General features: G+C 59.2%; 20 protein-coding genes. 10 read left to right on the top strand and 10 right to left on the bottom strand.

Translation table 11 applies throughout. From position 1 onward, the window contains the following. Nucleotides 1-29: 29 nt before the first annotated feature. Nucleotides 30-1,373 (bottom strand): NADP-specific glutamate dehydrogenase, encoded by a 1,344-nt coding sequence (gdhA, locus tag USH94_RS11000; protein WP_111965585.1) that lies wholly within the window; start codon nt 1,371-1,373, stop codon nt 30-32. Between the two features lie 229 nt (nt 1,374-1,602). Here gdhA and USH94_RS10995 point away from each other — a divergent pair, with 229 nt between their 5' ends. Then, complete coding sequence (locus tag USH94_RS10995) at nt 1,603-1,881, top strand: DUF1496 domain-containing protein (protein ID WP_111965586.1); 279 nt, start codon at nt 1,603-1,605, stop codon at nt 1,879-1,881. Here USH94_RS10995 and USH94_RS10990 read toward each other — a convergent pair. Further along, nucleotides 1,841-2,257: a pyrimidine (deoxy)nucleoside triphosphate diphosphatase gene (locus tag USH94_RS10990; protein ID WP_111965587.1), complete on the bottom strand. Its 417-nt coding sequence runs from the start codon at nt 2,255-2,257 to the stop codon at nt 1,841-1,843. The two genes, USH94_RS10995 and USH94_RS10990, sit on opposite strands and share 41 nt — an antisense overlap. Nucleotides 2,258-2,332: 75 nt before the next feature. Between USH94_RS10990 and USH94_RS10985 the strand changes: the two genes are divergently transcribed. Both USH94_RS10985 and USH94_RS10980 read left to right on the top strand, forming a co-directional pair. Further along, on the top strand, nt 2,333-2,902 hold the full coding sequence (locus USH94_RS10985) for a carboxymuconolactone decarboxylase family protein (protein ID WP_111965588.1): 570 nt from the start codon (nt 2,333-2,335) through the stop codon (nt 2,900-2,902). Then, on the top strand, nt 2,895-3,512 hold the full coding sequence (locus tag USH94_RS10980; RefSeq protein WP_111965589.1) for a CDP-alcohol phosphatidyltransferase family protein: 618 nt from the start codon (nt 2,895-2,897) through the stop codon (nt 3,510-3,512). The genes USH94_RS10985 and USH94_RS10980 overlap by 8 nt, the downstream gene beginning before the upstream one ends. Here USH94_RS10980 and USH94_RS10975 read toward each other — a convergent pair. The 6 genes from USH94_RS10975 to xthA form a co-directional block, all read right to left on the bottom strand. Then, nucleotides 3,509-4,816: a sulfurtransferase gene (locus USH94_RS10975; protein ID WP_111965590.1), complete on the bottom strand. Its 1,308-nt coding sequence runs from the start codon at nt 4,814-4,816 to the stop codon at nt 3,509-3,511. The two genes, USH94_RS10980 and USH94_RS10975, sit on opposite strands and share 4 nt — an antisense overlap. Before the next feature lie 73 nt (nt 4,817-4,889). Beyond that, nucleotides 4,890-5,510, bottom strand: a complete 621-nt coding sequence (locus USH94_RS10970) for an ATP-binding cassette domain-containing protein (protein ID WP_111965591.1) — start codon at nt 5,508-5,510, stop codon at nt 4,890-4,892. Beyond that, entirely contained in the window at nt 5,510-7,039 is a 1,530-nt protein-coding gene (locus USH94_RS10965; RefSeq protein WP_111965592.1) for a thiamine ABC transporter permease, read from the bottom strand. Before USH94_RS10965 ends, USH94_RS10970 begins: the two co-directional genes overlap by 1 nt. Beyond that, nucleotides 7,012-8,172: an ABC transporter substrate-binding protein gene (locus USH94_RS10960; protein WP_414146657.1), complete on the bottom strand. Its 1,161-nt coding sequence runs from the start codon at nt 8,170-8,172 to the stop codon at nt 7,012-7,014. Before USH94_RS10960 ends, USH94_RS10965 begins: the two co-directional genes overlap by 28 nt. Nucleotides 8,173-8,187: 15 nt before the next feature. Next, the gene (locus USH94_RS10955; RefSeq protein WP_111965594.1) at nt 8,188-8,871 is read right to left on the bottom strand and encodes a TVP38/TMEM64 family protein; all 684 of its coding nucleotides are present in this window, start codon (nt 8,869-8,871) and stop codon (nt 8,188-8,190) included. Nucleotides 8,872-8,877: 6 nt separating this feature from the next. After that, complete coding sequence (xthA, locus tag USH94_RS10950; protein WP_111965595.1) at nt 8,878-9,684, bottom strand: exodeoxyribonuclease III; 807 nt, start codon at nt 9,682-9,684, stop codon at nt 8,878-8,880. Between the two features lie 433 nt (nt 9,685-10,117). On the opposite strand from xthA, the gene USH94_RS10945 reads away from it, so the two are divergent. From USH94_RS10945 to ves, 7 genes are all read left to right on the top strand, one after another. Next, nucleotides 10,118-11,338: an aspartate aminotransferase family protein gene (locus USH94_RS10945; protein ID WP_111965596.1), complete on the top strand. Its 1,221-nt coding sequence runs from the start codon at nt 10,118-10,120 to the stop codon at nt 11,336-11,338. Further along, complete coding sequence (gene astA, locus USH94_RS10940; RefSeq protein WP_111965597.1) at nt 11,335-12,369, top strand: arginine N-succinyltransferase; 1,035 nt, start codon at nt 11,335-11,337, stop codon at nt 12,367-12,369. Before USH94_RS10945 ends, astA begins: the two co-directional genes overlap by 4 nt. Further along, a complete protein-coding gene (gene astD / locus USH94_RS10935; protein WP_111965598.1) occupies nt 12,366-13,853 on the top strand; it encodes a succinylglutamate-semialdehyde dehydrogenase in 1,488 nt (495 codons plus the stop codon). The genes astA and astD overlap by 4 nt, the downstream gene beginning before the upstream one ends. Further along, nucleotides 13,840-15,165: an N-succinylarginine dihydrolase gene (astB, locus tag USH94_RS10930; protein ID WP_111965599.1), complete on the top strand. Its 1,326-nt coding sequence runs from the start codon at nt 13,840-13,842 to the stop codon at nt 15,163-15,165. Before astD ends, astB begins: the two co-directional genes overlap by 14 nt. Nucleotides 15,166-15,175: 10 nt before the next feature. Next, the gene (astE, locus tag USH94_RS10925; protein ID WP_111965600.1) at nt 15,176-16,141 is read left to right on the top strand and encodes a succinylglutamate desuccinylase; all 966 of its coding nucleotides are present in this window, start codon (nt 15,176-15,178) and stop codon (nt 16,139-16,141) included. A gap of 338 nt (nt 16,142-16,479) precedes the next feature. After that, a complete protein-coding gene (spy, locus tag USH94_RS10920) occupies nt 16,480-16,974 on the top strand; it encodes an ATP-independent periplasmic protein-refolding chaperone Spy (protein ID WP_047651943.1) in 495 nt (164 codons plus the stop codon). Nucleotides 16,975-17,271: 297 nt separating this feature from the next. Then, nucleotides 17,272-17,829, top strand: coding sequence for an environmental stress-induced protein Ves (gene ves, locus USH94_RS10915; protein WP_111965601.1), 558 nt, complete (start codon nt 17,272-17,274; stop codon nt 17,827-17,829). Here the strand turns inward: ves and cho are convergent. Then, nucleotides 17,807-18,697 (bottom strand): excinuclease Cho, encoded by an 891-nt coding sequence (gene cho, locus USH94_RS10910; protein WP_181574047.1) that lies wholly within the window; start codon nt 18,695-18,697, stop codon nt 17,807-17,809. The genes ves and cho overlap by 23 nt on opposite strands. A gap of 102 nt (nt 18,698-18,799) precedes the next feature. Further along, nucleotides 18,800-19,627 (bottom strand): ammonia-dependent NAD(+) synthetase, encoded by an 828-nt coding sequence (nadE, locus tag USH94_RS10905; protein WP_111965602.1) that lies wholly within the window; start codon nt 19,625-19,627, stop codon nt 18,800-18,802. Nucleotides 19,628-19,821 lie beyond the last annotated feature (194 nt).

The following is a 19,821-nucleotide window of genomic DNA, read 5'->3' as shown; positions in this document are numbered from 1 at the left end:
TGAGGGCACCCGGCCGCACGCTATAAACCTTAAATCACACCCTGCCCAATCATCGCATCCGCCACCTTCACGAATCCGGCGATATTCGCCCCGCGCACGTAGTTGGTTTGCGATGCCTCGCCGCCGTACTCCACGCAGGCATGGTGAATATCCAGCATGATGTGATGCAGGCGGGCATCCACTTTTTCCGCCTTCCAGCCGAGACGCGCGGCGTTTTGCGCCATCTCCAGGCCGGACGTCGCCACGCCGCCCGCGTTGGCAGCCTTGCCCGGTGCAAACAGTACGCCCGCTTCCAGGAACAGATCCGTCGCTTCGATAGTGGTCGGCATGTTCGCCCCTTCGGCTACCGCCTTCACGCCATTGCTAATCAGCGTGCGCGCGGCTTCAGCATCCAGCTCGTTCTGCGTGGCGCACGGCAGGGCGATATCCACCGGCACGCCCCACGGCTGTTTCCCTTTAAGATACGTCAGGCCAAACTCCCGGGCGTAATCTGCAAGACGGCCATCGCGGCTGGCTTTAATTTCACACAGGCGTGCCAGCTTCTCCTTCGTAAAGCCCGCTTCATCCACCACCGTTCCGCTGGAGTCAGAGGCGGTTACCACGCGAGCGCCAAACTGCATCGCTTTCTCAATCGTGTACTGCGCCACGTTACCGGAGCCGGACACCGCGACGCGCATGCCTTCAAAGCCTAAACCGTGGCGCTTGAGCATAGCCTCGGTGAAGTAAACCAGGCCGTACCCGGTCGCTTCCGGGCGGATCAGGCTCCCACCAAACGACAGCCCCTTACCGGTAAAGACGCAGGCGCTGTTGTTGGCGAGCTTTTTCATCATCCCGGCCATAAAGCCCACTTCACGTCCGCCGACGCCGATATCACCGGCAGGCACGTCGGTATCAGGACCAAGATGGCGATAGAGTTCGGTCATCAGCGCCTGGCAGAAACGCATGATTTCACCTTCGCTTTTGCCTTTCGGGTCGAAATCGCTGCCGCCTTTCCCGCCGCCCATGGGCAGCGTGGTGAGGGCGTTTTTAAAGGTCTGCTCGAAGCCGAGGAATTTCAGAATCGACAGGTTCACGGACGGATGGAAACGCATGCCGCCCTTAAACGGGCCGATGGCCGAGTTGAACTGTACGCGCCACGCGCGGTTAACCTGCACCTGATTGCGATCGTCAACCCACGTCACGCGGAACTGGATCACGCGCTCTGGCTCGACCAGGCGTTCAAGCAAAGACATCTGGCGATAACGCGGGTTTTGTTCAAGGAAGGGCCACAGGGTGGTCATCACTTCACGCACGGCCTGCGCGAACTCGCTTTGGTGCGGGTCGCGCTGCTGAACATGGGCAAGGAAACTTTCCAGAGAGCGTGTCTGATCCATAGATATAAGAACCTCTTATAATAATGTTTGTATATGACTTATGCGATTTGTGTTGTTTTTTTGACTATACCACCCGTACTGCTTTGTCTGGCAAGCAGAAATTTAGGGCGAAAGGGAAATTAATGAGAGCGCAGGCGTCATAACCAAAAACGATGACGAGATAAATTAAAGGTTCCGCGCGGGTTTACCGTTATAGTCATCATCAAGGGAACAACAGGAAGATGTGTCTATGAAACGTTATCTATTAACCGCGTTATGTCTGATCTTCACCGCTGGCGCGCAGGCTGACCGCATTCGTCCGGATGTGGAAGTGAATGTGCCGCCGGAAGTGTTTAACTCCAGCGGCCAGAATCAAACGGTGCAGCCCTGTAATCAGTGCTGTATCTATCAGAATCAGAACTACTCGGAAGGCGCCGTGGTGAAAGCGGACGGCATTCTGCTGCAGTGCCAGCGCGACGAGCGCGCCATCAGCACGAACCCGCTGGTCTGGCGTCGCGTAAAACAATAAACGCTTCCAGCAGCGGAATATCTGCGGGGGCTAAGGGGTAGCCAAACGCCTCTTCGGGCGTACACCACGCCAGCGCGCTGTGGTAGTGCGCCGTGAGCGCACCGCTAAACGCAGGAACGTGCCAGGCGTGCAGGTTGATTAACCGCTGCGAGACTACACGCTGGTGGCTTGCCACGTATTGAGCGGGCAGCGCTTCAATACCCAACTCTTCACGCAGCTCGCGGATAAGCGCCTCGGGCTGGGTTTCACCCGCCTCGACTTTGCCGCCTGCAAATTCCCACATGCCCGGCTGGTCGGCGTGGGCAGGGCGCTGTGCCAGTAAAATTTTGTCGTCTTTTTCGATGATGGCGGCAACGACATCGAGTGTTTTCAGCATGGTCGTCAATAATTGATGGCGAAAAAAGACATATTATCGTGCCCTTTCTCAGAGTCCAGCTATCAGGAGAATCAGGTGAAAGAGACTACCGCCTGGGTTGCCCCTATCGAATCCCTTCCCGCCAGCCTTAGACCGATTGCCGTGATGCAAAAAAAGCATTTTGGCGCGGTGCTGAATCCCACGCGCTGGTGGGGTCGCATGCCTCGTCTGTTCTGGCTGGTGGCGCTGTTCGTCGGTTTTCTGGAGCGTCGTCGCGCGCGCCTGACGCCCGTTCTTCGTTCGCTGCTCATGACGCGGGTATCCCAGCTCTGCCACTGCGCTTTCTGTATTGATGCCAACATCCTGCGGCTGGCCGAGCGCAGCGGGGCGCTGGATAAGGTGCAGGTCGTGAGCGACTGGCAGGGATCCGCCTTGTTCACGGAGCAGGAGCGCGCGGCGCTGGCCTACGCCGAGGCGGTGACCGCCACGCCGCCCCGGGCGGATGAGGCCATCAGAGCGGCGCTGAAGCGCCACTTTACGGATGACGCCATCACAGAGATGACGGCGCTCATTGCCTTTCAGAATCTCTCTGCCCGCTTTAACGCCGCGCTGGACATCCCGGCGCAGGGGCTGTGCGCCACATTTAACGAGACGCCTCATGCTTGACCGCCATCTTCACCCGCGGATAAAACCCGCTCTGAATCGTATGGTCTCTGTGCTGGACCGACCGGGCATTACGCCCGACGGATTGACCCTGACAGGGTTTGCCATCGGCGTGCTGGCGCTGCCGTTTCTGGCCCTCGGCTGGTATCCGGCGGCGCTGGTCGCCATCGTGCTGAACCGCCTGCTGGATGGTCTGGACGGGGCGCTGGCGCGCCGCAGAGGGCTGAGCGATGCGGGGGGATTTCTCGATATCGCGCTCGATTTTCTTTTCTACGCCCTGGTGCCGTTTGGCTTTGCGCTCGCTGCTCCGGCAGAGAATGCGCTGGCGGCCGCATGGCTGCTGTTTGCGTTTATCGGGACCGGCAGCAGTTTTCTGGCGTTTGCGGCGCTGGCCGCAAAGCACGACATCGACAACCCCGGCTATGCGCATAAGTCGTTTTATTACATCGGTGGGTTAACGGAAGGAACGGAGACCATCGCGCTGTTCGTGCTGTGCTGCCTCTTCCCGGCGCACTTTACGCTGTTCGCGTGGGTATTCGGCGCGCTGTGCTGGCTGACCACCACAACGCGCGTCTGGAGCGGCTATGTGACGCTGAAGTCACTCAACCCTTAGAGAGCGCTCTCTGACCCGCGCTCTCCGCTGGTGACCGGGTTCTGCGGATGACTGCTCCATTCGTACCAGCCGCCGTCATAGACGGCGACATTCTTCCAGCCCATCGCCCGGGCGTACATAAAGGTTTCGGACGCCCGCCAGCCGGTGCCGCAGTAAAACGCGACGTGCTGTTCCGGCAGAATATTCCAGCGCTTCCACTGGGCGGCGATATCGTCCGCGCTGCGCATGGTGCCATCCGGGTTATGGAAATCCTCCATGTGGGTCGCATCACTGCCCGCGTGGCCCCAGCGGGCACCGGCAATTTCACCTTTTGGTTTGATGTAGCTGTAGCCGCTGGTTTCGCCGATGAACTCCGGCCACGAGCGAATGCTGACCAGGGAGGCATCCTGACGGTGCAGCATGCCGCGCGCCTGTTCCATATCCACCATCAGCTGCGGCTGACCGGGGATCGGCGCGCCAAAATCGGGGGCGGGCATCACTTTACCGGACGTACCGCGCTCAACCGGCAGGCCTGCATCTGACCACGCCTTCCAGCCGCCGTCGAGAATACGCACATCCTTCACGCCCGCATACAGCATAATCTGCGCCACGCGCGCGGCGGCGTAGACGTCGCGGCCATACAAAATGACGGTGGTATCGTGACGGATCCCGTGCTTCGCCAGCATCGCTTTGAGCTTGTCGTCGGAGACTTTATTCCACAGCGGCTCGCTTTCCACCTCGTTGGTGTCGATATAGCCCGCGCCGGGAATGTGGTTCAGCAGGTAACACTTCGGTGCGCCCCAGGCGGCCTCAATCACTTTCCAGTCACCTGACGGCGCAGCGGTGATGGGTTTACCCTGCTGGAGGCGATGGATCCACTCCGGGTAAACCAGCTGTTCAAAGTGCGGCAGGCGCTGAAGGCGCTCGGGCGTCTGCAGAGCGTCGCTGAGCAGCGAAACGTGGCGATATCCTGCTTTCTCCAGACGGGCTTTCACCGCCTGGTTATCCCTATCGTCACCGTACAGGACGATGGCCGTCGCAGGGGTCAACTGATGCTGTTTTGCCCAAAGCGCAAGCTGCTCGTCACTCATTGCGCTAAGCCAGGCGGCAGCAAGGTTGAGTGCGGCGGGTTCATGCCCGGAGGGGCCGCTGAGCGTCTGCGGCCAGCCGTTATAAAACGCGCTGGCGCGGGTGTCGACAGGCGTGCCGTGCTGCGCCTGAAGCTGAGACAGCGTGATGGCGTTGGGCATATCAGCCGCCAGAGAGGAAAAAGAAGCGAGGCCGCAGAGCAGAGCCAGCGCGGTCAGTTGAGAAACACGTTTCATCGAATAACCTGACGTCAGTAAAAGAGGGGGGCATTGTCGTCTCTCCCGAAACGGAAAACATTGCGTTAGCACATTATTGCCAGCGAGAAATCTCAATCAGCTTGCCGCCGGGCGGAATATCGTCCTCATCGTGCGTGACCAGCACCACCGGGATATTGCGCGAGCGGACGGCGTCAAACACCCATGCCCGAAATGAGGCCCGCAACGCTTTATCGAGGCGGCTGAACGGTTCATCCAGCAGCAGCGCCTGCGGCTCCGCGAGCAGGGCCCGCAGCAGGCTGACCCGGGCACGCTCCCCGCCGGAAAGGGTGGCCGGGTCGCTGGCGTAATGACCGTTCAGCCCCGCGGAATTCAGCGCCTGCTCGACCGCTTCCCGACGCGCGCGTCCGGCGATGCGCTCGGGCAGCGCCAGCAGCAAATTCTGCCCGACGCTGAACTGTTCGAACAGCAGCGCGTCCTGAAAGAGAATACCCAGCCCGCGGGACTCCACGGGAAGACCGTCGCAGCGACGCGCGTCGAGCCACAGTTCGCCCCGCGCCTGGAAATCGTCTGACAGCGCGCCGACCATCCAGGCAAAAAGGGTCGATTTGCCGCTGCCGGACGGCCCCATCAGGGTGACGATCTCCCCGCGGGGCACGCAAAAACTGACCTCGCGGAAAAGCGGTTCGATGGTGAGATCTTTTACCTTCAGCATTATCGTAATCCTTGACGGTAGCGGCCCGCGAGCCGGGATAAAAGGGCGGCAAGACCAAACACCGTGCCCGTGACCAGCAGTAATCCCAGCGCCCGGTTAGCGAGGATCGGGATGCTGCCCCCGCTGCTGAGCGCGACGGTTTCGGTGGTCAGCGTGGCGAAACGCCCCGCGCCAAGCCACAGCGTCGGCATGTATTGCGCCATGCTGACGGAAAAGCCGGTGGCAAAGGCCAGTAGCGCAGGGCGCACCAGCAGGGGGCATTTCACCAGGCAGAAGACTTTGGTCCGTCGCCAGCCGAGGGTTCTGGCGGTGAGGAGCAGCCGGGGATCGATCCGGCGCCAGGCGGGTTGCAGCACCAGCAGCGTCCACGGCAATACCCACAGAAGGTGGCTCCAGAGCACGGCGGCGTAGTGCCCGTCGATGCCCAGGTGCAACGCAATGGCATACTGGCCGGTGACGAGCGGGAGGGCCGGAAGGGCGAGCGGTAACCATACCCACAGCGTGCCGCGCTGCGGACCCCATTCCAGCCAGAGTAAGCCGACGACCAGGGCGATCAGGCCTGAAAGCAGACCGAAGGAAAGGCTGCTTCCCACCGGGCCAACGTCATCCCGTTGCGCCAGCAGCAGCAGCACCGCGGCGCACAGCACGCCGCACGCGGGCAGGAACCCGCTCAGTGCCCGTTCAGGCAGGGCGAGCTGAGACCGGGGACGCGTTCCGGTGAAATCCGCAAACGTGCGAACCCATGCCTTCCAGAGGCCGTATCCCAGGGCGGCAAGCGCGGCCAGCAGCAGAAGGAGAAGCAGGCACAGCAGCGTCCCTTTTGCCTGCTGCTGCGCGTCGCCCTGGCTCAGCCACTGCCAGGCCAGCACGGCCAGGGTAGGCGGGTTGCCCGGCCCGAGAACGATCGTCACATCGACGACCGACAGCGACCACGCCAGCACCGCCAGCATTACTGCCCCGAGGACAGGGGCGATAGCCGGAATGATCAGCCAGCTGAGCGTCTGAAAACGCCCGTAGCCAAAGGTTTGCAGGACGATCTTCTGCTGCGCGAGCCGCTTTTCCGGCAGCACGGCGTAAATCGCCCACAGCACAAACGCGCTCTCTTTGACCGCGAGCGTCAGGCCCAGTCCGGCGCCGTATCGGTCAAACGGCGGCGAACAGACGGTGCAGATCTGATAAAACAGACCGCCCTCGGCAAACAGCAGTAGCGCGCCGGTGGCGAACGCCACATGGGGGATCGCCAGCAGCCACGGCAGGCGGGTAATGAGACGGAGCCAACGCTTACCGGGCCATAAAAGGCTGACGAGGAAAAGGGCAATCAGCAACGCCCCGAGCGTGGCGATGAGCGTTGAGACCAGCGTAGCGACGGCCGCCTGCGGGAGCTGCGGATCGTTCACCAGCCGTTGCCAGTTTGTCAACGAAAACGCCGGTGCCAGCAGCATGGCGCCTGCGGGCAGGAGCGGTAGATAAATTACCGCCATCGCCAGCCAGACTAGCCCGCTCAGCGGGTGCCGTAACGACGAAGCCATTCCTGCTCCAGCGCGTTCACCCAGGCGGACTGCGGCTCTGCAAGCACCTTTGGCAGCCCCTGAGGCGTATGGGCCAGCAGCTGTTTGGCTTCACCTTCGGGCAGCGTTTTGGCATCCAGCACGCTCGGATCGCCCCAGATGGCCGGGTCGGCCTTGCGGATCTGCGCCTGCGGTGACAGCAGGAAATTAGCGACCACCTTTGCACCCGCGCTGGCGCCGGCATTGGCCGGAATCGCCACAAAATGGACGTTACCTAGCATCCCACTCTGGAAACCAAAGCTGTAGCTGTCGGCAGGCAGTTCGCCGCTCGCTATTTTTTGCTGACCATGGGCCGGGTTAAAGGTCAGCGACAGGTTCAGACTGCCGCTGGCAAGCAGGGCATCCATCCGTGCAGGGGAAGGGGGAAAGTCTTTGCCTTCACGCCACAGTAGCGGGTGCAGCTTATCGAGGTAGGCCCAGAGCGGCGCCGTAACGTGCGTAAACGTTTCATCGGGTGCTTTTTGTAAAGCCTCAGGACGATCGGTGAGAGTTAGCAGCAGCTGCTCAAGAAATGCCGTGCCGGTAAAATCGGGCGGGCGAGGATAGCTGATCTTACCGGGGTGCTGCTGCGCGTAAGCCAGCAGCGCCTGAGGATCCACAGGCGGCGTCGGCATGCTTGCCTTGCGGGCGATAAAGGTCAGCTGCGCGCCGCCCCATGGCGCTTCCGCCCCGTCGGTTGGGACGGCAAAATCTTCCGTGACCGGTTTGCGGGTATCAACATAGCGCCAGTTTGGCAGCGTCTGCGCCCATCCGGTTTGCAGCAGGTTCGCCTCTTTCAGCGTGCGGAAGTTTTCGCCGTTAATCCACAGCAGGTCAACCGAGCCGTTGGTCTTACGCCCCGAGGCGGATTCGGTCTGAATACGTTTTACGGCGTCGGCAGCATCCGCCAGCGGGACGATTTTTAGGGTAATGGCATAGTGCGTTTGCATCTCGCCGCTGACCCATTCCAGATAGCGGTTGACGGCCGGATCGCCGCCCCAGGCGTTAAACCAGACGGTCTGGCCTTTGGCTTGTTGTTGTATAGCGTGCCAGCTTTCGGCGGCACACAGAGGAGCGGTTAGCAGCAGACCGGTCAGAAACGTGCAAAAACGCACACGGCGCATAATGCCTCACTTTTTAGCAGACGGGAGAAAACGGGAAAACAGCCGGCGGGTGACCAGCGGTAATAACCCCAGTAGTGTAAAGGCGAATACCATGCCAGGCGACAAAATATCGCGCAGCGAGGTCACTTTCCCCAGCTCGCGCCCGGCGTTCAGAAAGATAATCGTGGCGGGCAGCATGGCTGTCTGGCTGACCCACCAGTAGCGGCAGACGCCAATGCGTGTCAGCCCCATCAGCAAATTCACCAGGAAAAACGGGAACAGCGGCATCAGGCGCAGGGCAAAAAGATAGCCCGCTCCGTCGCGCGCCATGCCAGCGTTTACCGTTTTCATCTGCTGAGCAAACCGCTGCTGAACCCAGTCGCGCAGCAGATAACGGCTTGCGAGCATCGCAAGCGTCGCCCCGAGGGTGGAGGCAAACGAGACCAGCACGGTGCCTTCCCACAGGCTAAACAACGCCCCGCCCAGCAGGGTAAGGATCGCCGCGCCGGGAATCGAGAGGGCGGAGACCGCCACATAGATCGCAAAAAAGGTCAGCGCGCTGCGCAGCGGCGCGTGGTCAACATGGGAGAGGAGTGCCTGCTGGTGGGTTTTAATCCCTTCCAGGGAGAGGGTTCCCGGGGGAAGCATGACAAACGTCAGAATAAATGCGCCCAGAAGGGCGCACAGGAAGAGTGTTTTTCGAATGTTCACGCGTCATTACAGCTTGAATTTAGCCCACACCGGCGCGTGGTCAGACGGTTTTTCCATGCTGCGGATGTCGTAGTCGATCCCGGTTTCGATGCAGCGCTCTGCCAGCGGCGAACTGGCCAGCAGCAGGTCGATACGCAGGCCGCGGTTGTCGTCAAAGCCTTTTGAGCGGTAGTCAAACCAGGAGAAGCGATCCTGCGTTTCCGGGTTGGCGTTGCGGAACGTGTCCACCAGGCCCCAGCCCAGCAGGCGCTCCATCCACTCACGCTCTTCCGGCAGGAAGGAGCATTTGCCGGTGCGCAGCCAGCGTTTGCGGTTCTCTTCGCCGATACCGATATCCAGATCCGTCGGGCTGATATTCATGTCGCCCATGATCAGCACCGGATTCTCTTTTTTGAGTTCGGTGGTCAGGTAGTCCTGCAGATCCTGATAAAACTTGGCTTTAGCCGGGAATTTTGTTTCATGGTCACGGCTCTCACCCTGCGGAAAATAGCCGTTAATGACCGTGATATTTCCGAGCGCGGAAGGCACTTCCGCCATGATAATGCGGCGCTGCGCTTCTTCACCGTCGCCCGGGAAGCCGCGACGCACGGAAACCGGCGGCGCTTTGGTCAGCAGCGCGACGCCATAGTGACCTTTCTGGCCGTGATAAAAGACGTTGTAGCCGAGTTTCGCCACCTCTTCGAGGGGGAACATGTCGTCGTGAACCTTTGTCTCCTGCAGGCCGATCACATCTGGCTGATGTTGCTCAACGATAGCTTCAAGCTGATGAGGGCGGGCACGCAGGCCGTTGATATTAAAAGAGACAAATTTCATAGTCGCTGCCAGTGCAAGGTGAATAGTGCAAGGATGGTAGCAGAATTTGCGTCAACTGTTACCGGCTTCGACCAATAACTGCAACAGATATTGCCGGTGGTGCAATATTTGCACCATTCTGACGCGCCTTGCCCTCAAACAGGGCGTAAATGACCGATAAATTTCGCGAGCGATCACAATTCCAGAATTATATTTGGCCTGTGCATACTCTTTCTGATTTTCATGCGGCAAAGCGCCGCTTGTCGTAAAAATATTCACTTTTTATGCACTAAAGGTGAATAACTCCATATTGTAACTTATTGATATTCTGTTACCTCAACCCGTTTATGCAATTTTATCGCTGGCTGGCACGAAGGCTGCAATCTACATTCACAGTGCAAACACTCAATTATTTAACATTCAAATAACCTTTTATTTACCGGATGAGGTCGCTATGTCTCTGTCAATTACGCGTGAAAATTTCGATGAATGGATGATGCCGGTTTACGCTCCGGCGGCTTTTATTCCGGTTCGTGGGGAAGGCTCGCGCCTGTGGGATCAGCAGGGTAAAGAGTATATCGACTTTGCCGGTGGGATTGCGGTGAACGCGCTGGGTCATGCGCACCCGGCGCTGCGTCAGGCGCTCAATGACCAGGCGGCGAAGTTCTGGCATACCGGCAACGGCTTTACCAACGAGCCCGCGCTGCGCCTGGCCAAAAAACTGATCGACGCGACGTTTGCGGAGAAGGTCTTTTTCTGTAACTCGGGGGCGGAAGCCAACGAAGCGGCGCTGAAGCTGGCGCGCAAATATGCGCACGATAAATTTGGTACCCACAAGAGCGGCATCGTGGCGTTTAAAAATGCCTTCCACGGGCGCACGCTCTTTACCGTCAGCGCGGGCGGCCAGCCTTCATACTCGCAGGATTTCGCCCCGCTGCCGCCGGATATCCGTCACGGTATTTATAACGATCTGCAGTCCGCCAGCGAGCTGATTAACGACACCACCTGCGCGGTGATCGTCGAGCCGATGCAGGGCGAGGGCGGCGTGCTTCCGGCGAAAAAGGAATTCCTGCAAGGGCTGCGCGAGCTGTGCGATCGTCATAACGCGGTGCTGATTTTCGACGAAGTGCAGACCGGCGTGGGCCGCACCGGCGAGCTGTATGCCTATATGCACTACGGCGTCACGCCGGACGTGCTTTCGACCGCCAAAGCGCTGGGCGGCGGCTTCCCGATTGGCGCGACGCTGACCACCGATAAATTCGCCAGCGTGATGACCGTCGGCACCCACGGCACCACCTACGGCGGTAACCCGCTGGCCACCGCCGTCGCCGGACAGGTGCTCGACATCATTAACACCCCTGAGGTGCTGAAGGGCGTTAAGCAGCGCCACGACTGGTTTGTTGAGCGTCTGAACGCCATCAACGGCAAAACGGGGCTGTTTAAAGAGATCCGCGGCCTGGGGCTGTTAATCGGCTGCGAGCTCACAGCTGAGTTTGCCGGGAAAGCTAAACTTATTTCACAGGAAGCGGCAAAAGTGGGCGTGATGGTGCTGATTGCCGGTGCCAACGTCGTGCGTTTTGCTCCCGCGCTGATCGTCAGCGAGGAAGAGGTGCAAACCGGTCTGGACCGCTTTGCGCTGGCGTGTGAAAAGGTGAAATCCGGGGTGTCATCATGATGGTCATCCGTCCCGTTGAGCGCGGAGACCTCGCCGGGCTCATGCAGCTTGCCGGTAAGACGGGAGGCGGGCTGACCTCGCTTCCTGCCGATGAAAATACGCTGTCGGCGCGCATTGAGCGCGCCCTGCAAACCTGGCAGGGGACGTTGCCAAAAAGCGAACAGGGGTATGTGTTCGTGCTGGAAGACACCGACACGGGAACCGTGGCCGGGATCTGCGCCATTGAGGTGGCCGTCGGGCTTAACGACCCGTGGTACAACTACCGCGTCGGAACCATGGTTCACGCCTCGAAAGAGCTTAACGTCTATAACGCGCTGCCCACGCTGTTTCTCTGCAATGACCACACGGGCGCCAGCGAGCTGTGCACGCTGTTCCTCGACCCGGCGTGGCGCAAAGAGGGCAATGGCTATCTGCTCTCCAAATCGCGCTTTATGTTTATGGCCGCCTTCCGCGATCGCTTTAACGAAAAAGTGGTCGCTGAGATGCGCGGCGTGATCGACGACACCGGCTACTCACCGTTCTGGGAGAGCCTGGGCGAGCGCTTCTTCTCAATGGAGTTCAGCCGGGCGGACTATCTCTGCGGTACCGGCCAGAAAGCCTTTATCGCCGAGCTGATGCCGAAGCATCCTATCTATACCCATTTCCTCAGCCCGGAAGCGCAGGCGGTGATTGGCGAAGTCCATCCGCAAACCGCGCCCGCCCGCGCGGTACTGGAGAAAGAAGGCTTCCGCTACCGCAACTATGTCGACATTTTTGACGGTGGGCCTACGCTTGAGTGCGATATCGACCGCGTGCGCGCGATCCGTAAAAGCCGTCTGGTTGAGGTCTCTGAAGGCCAGCCCGCGCCGGGCGACTGGCCGGCATGCCTGGTGGCGAACGAAAATTACGCCAACTTCCGTGCGATGCTGGTGCGGACCAACCCGAAATGCGAACGTCTGGTGCTGACGGCTGCAGAACTGGATGCCCTGAAATGTAACGCCGGCGATAAGGTTCGCCTGGTGCGTCTCTGCCCTGAGGAGAAAACAGCATGACATTATGGATTAACGGTGACTGGGTCACGGGCGAAGGCGAACAGCGCGTAAAGACCAATCCGGTAGGAAGAGAGGCGCTCTGGAAGGGGAACGACGCCAGCGCCGCGCAGGTGGAGCAAGCCTGTCATGCCGCTCGCCGCGCGTTTCCGGCGTGGGCAAAACAGCCTTTCGCCGTGCGTCAGGAAATTGTTGAAAAGTTTGCCGGGCTGCTGGAGGCAAACAAGGCTGAGCTGACGCGCATCATCGCGTCTGAAACCAGCAAACCGCGCTGGGAAGCGACAACCGAAGTGACGGCGATGATCAACAAAATCGCCATTTCGGTGAAGGCATACCACACCCGAACCGGCGAACAGCACACCGAGATGCCGGACGGCGCGGCCACGCTGCGCCACCGTCCGCACGGCGTGCTGGCGGTGTTTGGCCCGTACAACTTCCCGGGGCATCTGCCGAATGGCCACATTGTGCCCGCGCTGCTGGCGGGCAATACCGTCATCTTCAAACCGAGCGAGCTCACGCCATTAACCGGCGAAGCGGTGGTTAAGCTGTGGGAACAGGCAGGCCTGCCGCCGGGCGTGCTGAACCTGGTGCAGGGCGGACGGGAAACCGGTCAGGCGCTGAGCGCGCTGAGCGATATTGACGGCCTGCTGTTTACCGGCAGCGCCGGGACGGGCTATCAGCTACACCGCCAGCTTGCAGGGCAGCCGGAGAAAATCCTGGCGCTGGAAATGGGCGGCAACAACCCGCTGATTGTTGAAGACCCTGACGATATCGACGCCGCGGTGCACCTGACGATTCAGTCCGCCTTTATAACCGCAGGACAGCGCTGCACCTGTGCCCGCCGTCTGCTGGTGAAAAGAGGCGCGCAGGGTGATGCTTTCCTGAAACGTCTGGTAGAGGTAAGCGCGCGCCTGGTCCCAGCCGCGTGGGATGCCGATCCGCAGCCGTTTATCGGCGGGCTGATTTCCGAACAGGCCGCGCTGAACGTGCTTAAGGCCTGGCAGGACCACGTCGCGCGCGGCGCGAAAACCCTGCTGGAGCCGAAGCCGGTTCAGCCGGGAACCTCGCTGCTGACGCCGGGCATCGTAGAGATGAGCGGCGCGAGCAACGTCCCGGATGAAGAGGTCTTTGGTCCGCTGCTGTGCGTCTGGCGTTACGACGATTTTGATGCGGCGATTGCGATGGCCAATGACACCCGCTACGGCCTGTCGAGCGGGCTGATTTCGCCGCATCGCGAGAAGTTTGATCGGCTGCTGCTGGAAGCGCGCGCCGGGATCGTGAACTGGAATAAACCGCTGACCGGGGCCGCGAGCACCGCGCCGTTCGGCGGCGTGGGCGCGTCGGGTAACCATCGCGCCAGCGCGTGGTATGCCGCCGATTATTGTGCATGGCCGATGGCGAGCCTGGAAACCCCGGCGCTGACGCTGCCGGAGACGCTTAATCCGGGGCTGGTCTTTACCGGAGGGGATCGTCATGAAAGCGCGTGAAGTCAACTTTGACGGGCTGGTGGGGCTGACGCACCACTACGCCGGTCTCTCTTTTGGTAATGAAGCCTCGACGAAGCACCGCTTTCAGGTTTCCAACCCGAAGCTGGCGGCAAAACAGGGGCTGCTGAAGATGAAAGCGCTGGCGGATGCCGGTTTCCCGCAGGCGGTGATCCCGCCGCAGGAGCGTCCGAACGTGGCGGTGCTGCGCCAGCTCGGCTTTAGCGGCACCGATGAGCAGGTGGTTGAAAAAGCGGGTACGCAGACGCCGCACCTGCTCTCGGCGGCAAGCTCGGCCTCTTCGATGTGGGTCGCCAACGCGGCAACCGTCGCGCCGTCAGCCGATACGCTGGATGGCAAAGTCCACCTGACGGTGGCGAACCTGAATAACAAGTTTCATCGCGCCACCGAAGCGGAAACCACCGAGCGCGTGCTGCGCGCCATTTTCAACCAGGACGCCCATTTTGCGGTGCATCAGGCCCTGCCGCAGGTGGCGATGTTTGGCGACGAAGGCGCGGCCAACCATAACCGCCTGGGGGGCGATTATGGTGACCCGGGCCTGCAGCTGTTTATCTACGGGCGAGAAGAGGGGGGCCACGCCGCGCCAACTCGTTACCCTGCTCGTCAGACGCTGGCGGCCAGCCAGGCGGTTGCCCGCCTGAACCAGGTGAATCCTTCCCAGGTGATTTTTGCCCAGCAGAACCCGCATGTGATCGACCAGGGCGTGTTCCATAACGACGTGATTGCCGTTTCTAACCGCCAGGTGCTGTTCTGCCACGAGCAGGCGTTTGCCCATCAGGAGAAACTGCTCGCCACGCTGCATGAGCGCGTGCGTGGCTTCACGCCAGTCCAGGTGCCAACGGAGGCGGTGAGCGTGCAGGATGCGGTAGAAACGTATCTCTTCAATAGCCAGCTGCTCAGCCGCGATGACGGCAGCATGATGCTGGTCCTGCCGCAGGAGTCCCGGGATCATCAGGGCGTATGGCGCTACCTGACCGAGCTGGTGAAGGCCGATAACCCGATTGACGAACTGCGCGTGTTTGACCTGCGTGAAAGCATGGCCAACGGCGGTGGTCCAGCCTGTTTACGTCTGCGCGTGGTCTTGACTCAGGACGAAATGCAGGCGGTTAATCCGGCGGTCATGATGAACGATACGCTCTTTACGCGCCTGAATGACTGGGTCGATCGCTACTATCGCGACCGTCTAACGCAGGCCGATCTGGTTGACCCGCAGCTTCTGCGCGAAGGTCGCGAGGCGCTGGACGCGTTGTCGACAATCCTGCAGTTGGGATCGGTTTATCCGTTCCAGCGCTAAAGGAGTGGGTATGGAAAATTTACTGGCGCTGACCCTGGCCGATGAAACACCGGAACAGAAAGAGGGGGATGGCCCCTCATTTCGCTGGCGGTGGCTGGGACGCGGGGTGCTTGAGCTGACGCCGACCGCAAAGAGCGATCTCTCGCTGCTCGTTTCAACGGGCATTCACGGGAATGAAACGGCGCCCGTTGAGATTGTCGATCTGCTGCTGCGCGCGCTGTATCGCGATGAGATTACCCTGAAGTGCCGCGTGCTGGTGGTGCTCGGCAATCCGCCTGCGCTGGCGCAAAACAAGCGGTATCTGGTCAGCGATATCAACCGCATGTTCGGCGGGCGCTGGTCGCAGTTTTCGCAGAGTGACGAAACGGCGCGGGCACAGTGGCTGGAGAACATCGTGACCCCGTTTTTTGCCGCTGCGGGACCCGTGCGCTGGCATCTGGATCTGCACACGGCAATTCGCGCGTCCTACCACGTTCGCTTCGGCGTTCTGCCGCAGCGCAATCAGCCGTGGGAGGAAGATTTCCTGGGCTGGCTGGGAGACGCCGGGCTGGAGGCGCTGGTGTTTCACCAGTCGCCGGGCGGAACCTTTACGCACTTCACCTGTGAGCACTTTGGGGCGTTGTCCTGTACGCTGGAGCTGGGGAAAGCGCTGCCGTTTGGGCAAAACGATCTTACCCGCTTTGCGCCAACGCATCTCGCCCTGCGGGCGCTGCTGGGCGGAACGGCTCCCGAGCCTACGCATCAGACCGTTGAGCGTTACCGGGTCGTACAGCAGATCACGCGCCGCAGCGACGCCTTCCTGCTCCACATGGCCGCACACACACTCAACTTCACCCCGTTCCGCAAAGGGGCGCTGCTGGCCGAGGATGGCGAGGAGCGTTACGAGGTGCAGAAAACCACCGAGTATGTTTTATTCCCTAATCCGAGCGTGGCGTTTGGCCTGCGTGCCGGACTGATGCTGGAAAAAATATCCTGAACCTTTCCCCTCTCTTCATCCGGGAGGGGAAGTAAAATACCTTTTCTTAACAATTAAAGCGCCTGTGCGTGTTTTGCAGAATATTCCTGGTGAATTGCTTTATTATTCATCTTCACTGCGTTATACTTCTGCTAAATCGCTTTTAAATCATCGTATTAAATATTTTTCGTTGCAACTCTCCACGCTTTATCCTTATTTCCTCCACATTTGGCGAAAATTTGTTTTTTACACTTTCATTGTTTTACCGTTGCTCTGACTAATTGACGATAAACCCCGTAAAGTTAATCTCGTCAACACGGCATAGCGCCGAAGAATAACTGAAAGAAAGGAAATAAATTATGCGTAAGTTTACTGCACTGTTTGTTGCTTCTACCCTGGCTCTGGGCGCTACCAGCATGGCGTTCGCCGCAGATACTGCGACCACTGCACCTGCCGCGCCTGCTGAAGGCAAAATGATGATGCATCATAAAGGTCCGGGTATGCACAACGAGATGATGATGTTCAAGGATCTCAACCTGACGGATGCGCAGAAGCAGCAGATCCGCGATATCAGAAAAGGCGAACGCGACCAGATGAAACGTCCACCGCTTGAAGAGCGTCGTGCGATGCATGACATCATCGCCAGCGACAGCTTCGATAAGGCGAAAGCCGAAGCGCAGATCGACAAAATGGCCGAGCAGCACAAAGCCCGCATGCTGGCTCACATGGAAACCCAGAACAAGATCTACAACATTCTGACCCCTGAACAGAAAAAACAATTTAATGCGAATTTTGAGAAGCGTCTGACAGAACGTCCGGCGATGGAAGGTAAAATGCCAGCACCAACCGAATAATCGGTTCACTCTCTTAAGACCGCCGGGATCCTGTCCACAAAAGCGCAATCGCTGTGGACAGGACCGGCGGTTTTTCTTTCTTGCCCTCTTGCCTGCCGCCGCCAGCGCGGTATGCTCCTGTAGTCGCATTAGAGAAGGTTTGTAGAGTCATGGCGTTAGAATTTTTATTAACGTTCCGCTAAGGCCTGCCCGCTCTGCTGCCGATACTGTTTCTGTGAATACCCAACGATAACAAACAAGACAGCAACGATAGCGATATCCTTGCCCTGGCACGTGTTGTGCCATTCAGGAGTGGTGATGGAGTTCTTTGATATCCGTAAGATGCCGGTCAGCCTCTGGCGAAATGGTGCGGGTGAAACGCGTGAGATTTGTTGTTTCCCTCCCGCGACGCGGGATTTTCAGTGGCGTGCCAGTATCGCGACTATTGCCAGCAACGGCGAATTTTCCTCGTTTCCCGGCGTCGACCGGGTGATCACGTTACTGGAAGGAGGGGAGGTGACGCTGGATGCCGGTCAGGCATTCTTCCATACCCTCAAGCACCATCAGCCCTACAGCTTTGCCGGCGATCTGCCGGTGAAAGCGCTGCTTTCCGATGGGCGGATGGCGATGGACTTCAACATCATGACCCGGCGCGACTGCTGCCGGGCGAAGGTGCGCGTGGCTGACCGTACCTTTACCACCTTTGGCTCACGCGGGGGCGTGGTGTTTGTGTTAAGCGGGGCGTGGCAGTTGGGTGATAAATTGCTGACGGCCGATCAGGGCGCCAGCTGGGAGGAGGGTACCCATACGCTGCGTCTGCTGGAAGCTCATGGCACCTTATTGTTCAGCGAAATCACGTGGCTGCCAGGCCATTGAGTTCAATGATCTCAAACTTACCGGCCAGGACAGGTTTACAGAGAATTTTGTAGCCATCGTGGTCAAATCCGGCGGGCGTGCGCAGCAGGGTTGCCGCGTCGTTGATGTCGTCGACAGCGCCCAGCCAGAGCCAGTTATTGACGATGTGATACTGGGTCATCGCGTCACCCACTTCTTTTAGCGCAACGGCGCTTTCCCAGGGCCAGCACTTCACGCTGATGGCCCCCAGACCGGAGAGGAGCCGGGCGTGGTGCGCCTCAATGCTCTCTTTCCCACAGCAGGCACCGGCGCAGCGCTTCAGCGCGGATCGGAAACAGGCGCGTCCGCGGGTGGTTGCCTCCAGACCTAAAAGGCTGTAGCAAAGCTGCAGCTCGTCCGCCAGCGTCTGCAGCGCCTGGAGCGCGGCGCGTTTATTGGCGAACAGCCCATAGAGATTGGGGGCATGTGAAAAATCGACCTCGCGCGCGTAGACGACCTGCGGCTTGCCATCGTTGATCTGCAGGGAGCATAGCTGACGGTTGCGGCGCAGGCGCTTGTTGAACAGCGGCTGCTGCTCTTTAATCAAACGCGCTTCCAGCAATAGCGCGCCCATTTCTCCGGCCGTCTGGAACCAGGTAATGCGTCGCGACTGGCGCAGCATGGCGGCCTCGTCCGGGGTACGCAGATGGGATAACACCCGACTGCGAATGTTAACGCTCTTGCCGATGTAGAGCGGCAGCGTGTCGCTTTCACCGTGAAAGATGTACACGCCCGGTTGTTTAGGCAATGCTTCAAGCCAGGGGCGAAGGTGCTCGGGATATTCGTAGATAGCCGCCGCTTCAAACTCAAGACGCGGGGCGGATTGACGCCTGCTCACATACTGCTCCATATACTGTTCAGGTATACAGTGTAGCAGGAGTGTGGTGGTTAAAAAAGAGCCGGGTGGCGGCGACGCCTTACCCGGCCTACTAAACGGGGTTACCGTTTTGCTTTATTTTTTCCAGAAGTCGTCAAACACCGTAATGGGCGTGTGGCGCTTGTGCTCGGTTTTCAGATACCAGCCTTCGATGATTTTCGCGGTACGTTCATCCAGCTTTTTGCCTTCCAGATAATCATCAATGTTGTCATAGGTGACGCCAAGGGCTGCTTCATCCGGCAGGGAAGGGCGATCGTCCTCCAGATCGGCTGTCGGCGCTTTCTTGTACAGATGCTCAGGACAGCCCAGCGCGGCAAGCAGCTGCTTGCCCTGACGCTTGTTCAGGCGGAAGATCGGGTTAATGTCGGTGCCGCCGTCGCCATACTTAGTGAAGAAACCGGTGATCGCTTCTGCCGCATGGTCGGTGCCGACCACGACGCCTTTGGTCATCCCTGCGATGCTGTACTGTGCTTTCATACGTTCGCGGGCTTTTTCGTTGCCGCGGACAAAATCGCTCAGCTCAATGCCCGCTTCGCGAAGCGCCTGCTCGCTTGCCAGCACCGAGCCCTTAATATTCACGGTGAGCACGCGGTCAGGCTGAATGAAGGCAATGGCATCCTGGCAATCCTGCTCGTCCGCCTGTACGCCGTAAGGAAGGCGCACAGCGATAAACTGCAGCGTCTCATCGCCCGTCTCTTCGCGAAGCTCTGAAATCGCCATCTGGCAGAGTTTACCGGTCAGGGTAGAATCCTGGCCGCCGCTGATGCCCAGCACCAGGGATTTCAGGAAAGCGTTCTTTTTTAAGTACGATTTTAAAAAATCCACGCTGCGGCGGATCTCTTCATGTGCATCTACCGTAGGCTTCGCGCCCAGTGCCTGAATAATCTCTTGTTGCAGAGCCATCACGCCCTCCATATGCAGTACATAAACAGAATGTGTTAGCTGTTAAAACTAACCCTTTGGGCGAGAAACGACAAGGATCACAGTTTCGAGTGCGCTAATTTGCGCCGATTTAGCAGCTTATCGTTGTTTTATTAGAATTTTCCGAAATTCGTCTGGCGTAACTCACAAAGTTGAACAATAGTACTTTTTATCCC

Origin of the sequence: Enterobacter sp. 148H3 (assembly GCF_034107425.1) — a bacterium.
Lineage (GTDB): Bacteria > Pseudomonadota > Gammaproteobacteria > Enterobacterales > Enterobacteriaceae > Enterobacter > Enterobacter vonholyi.
The sequence above is the reverse complement of the archived record's forward strand: the minus strand, read 5'-3'. Positions and strand labels throughout refer to the sequence as shown.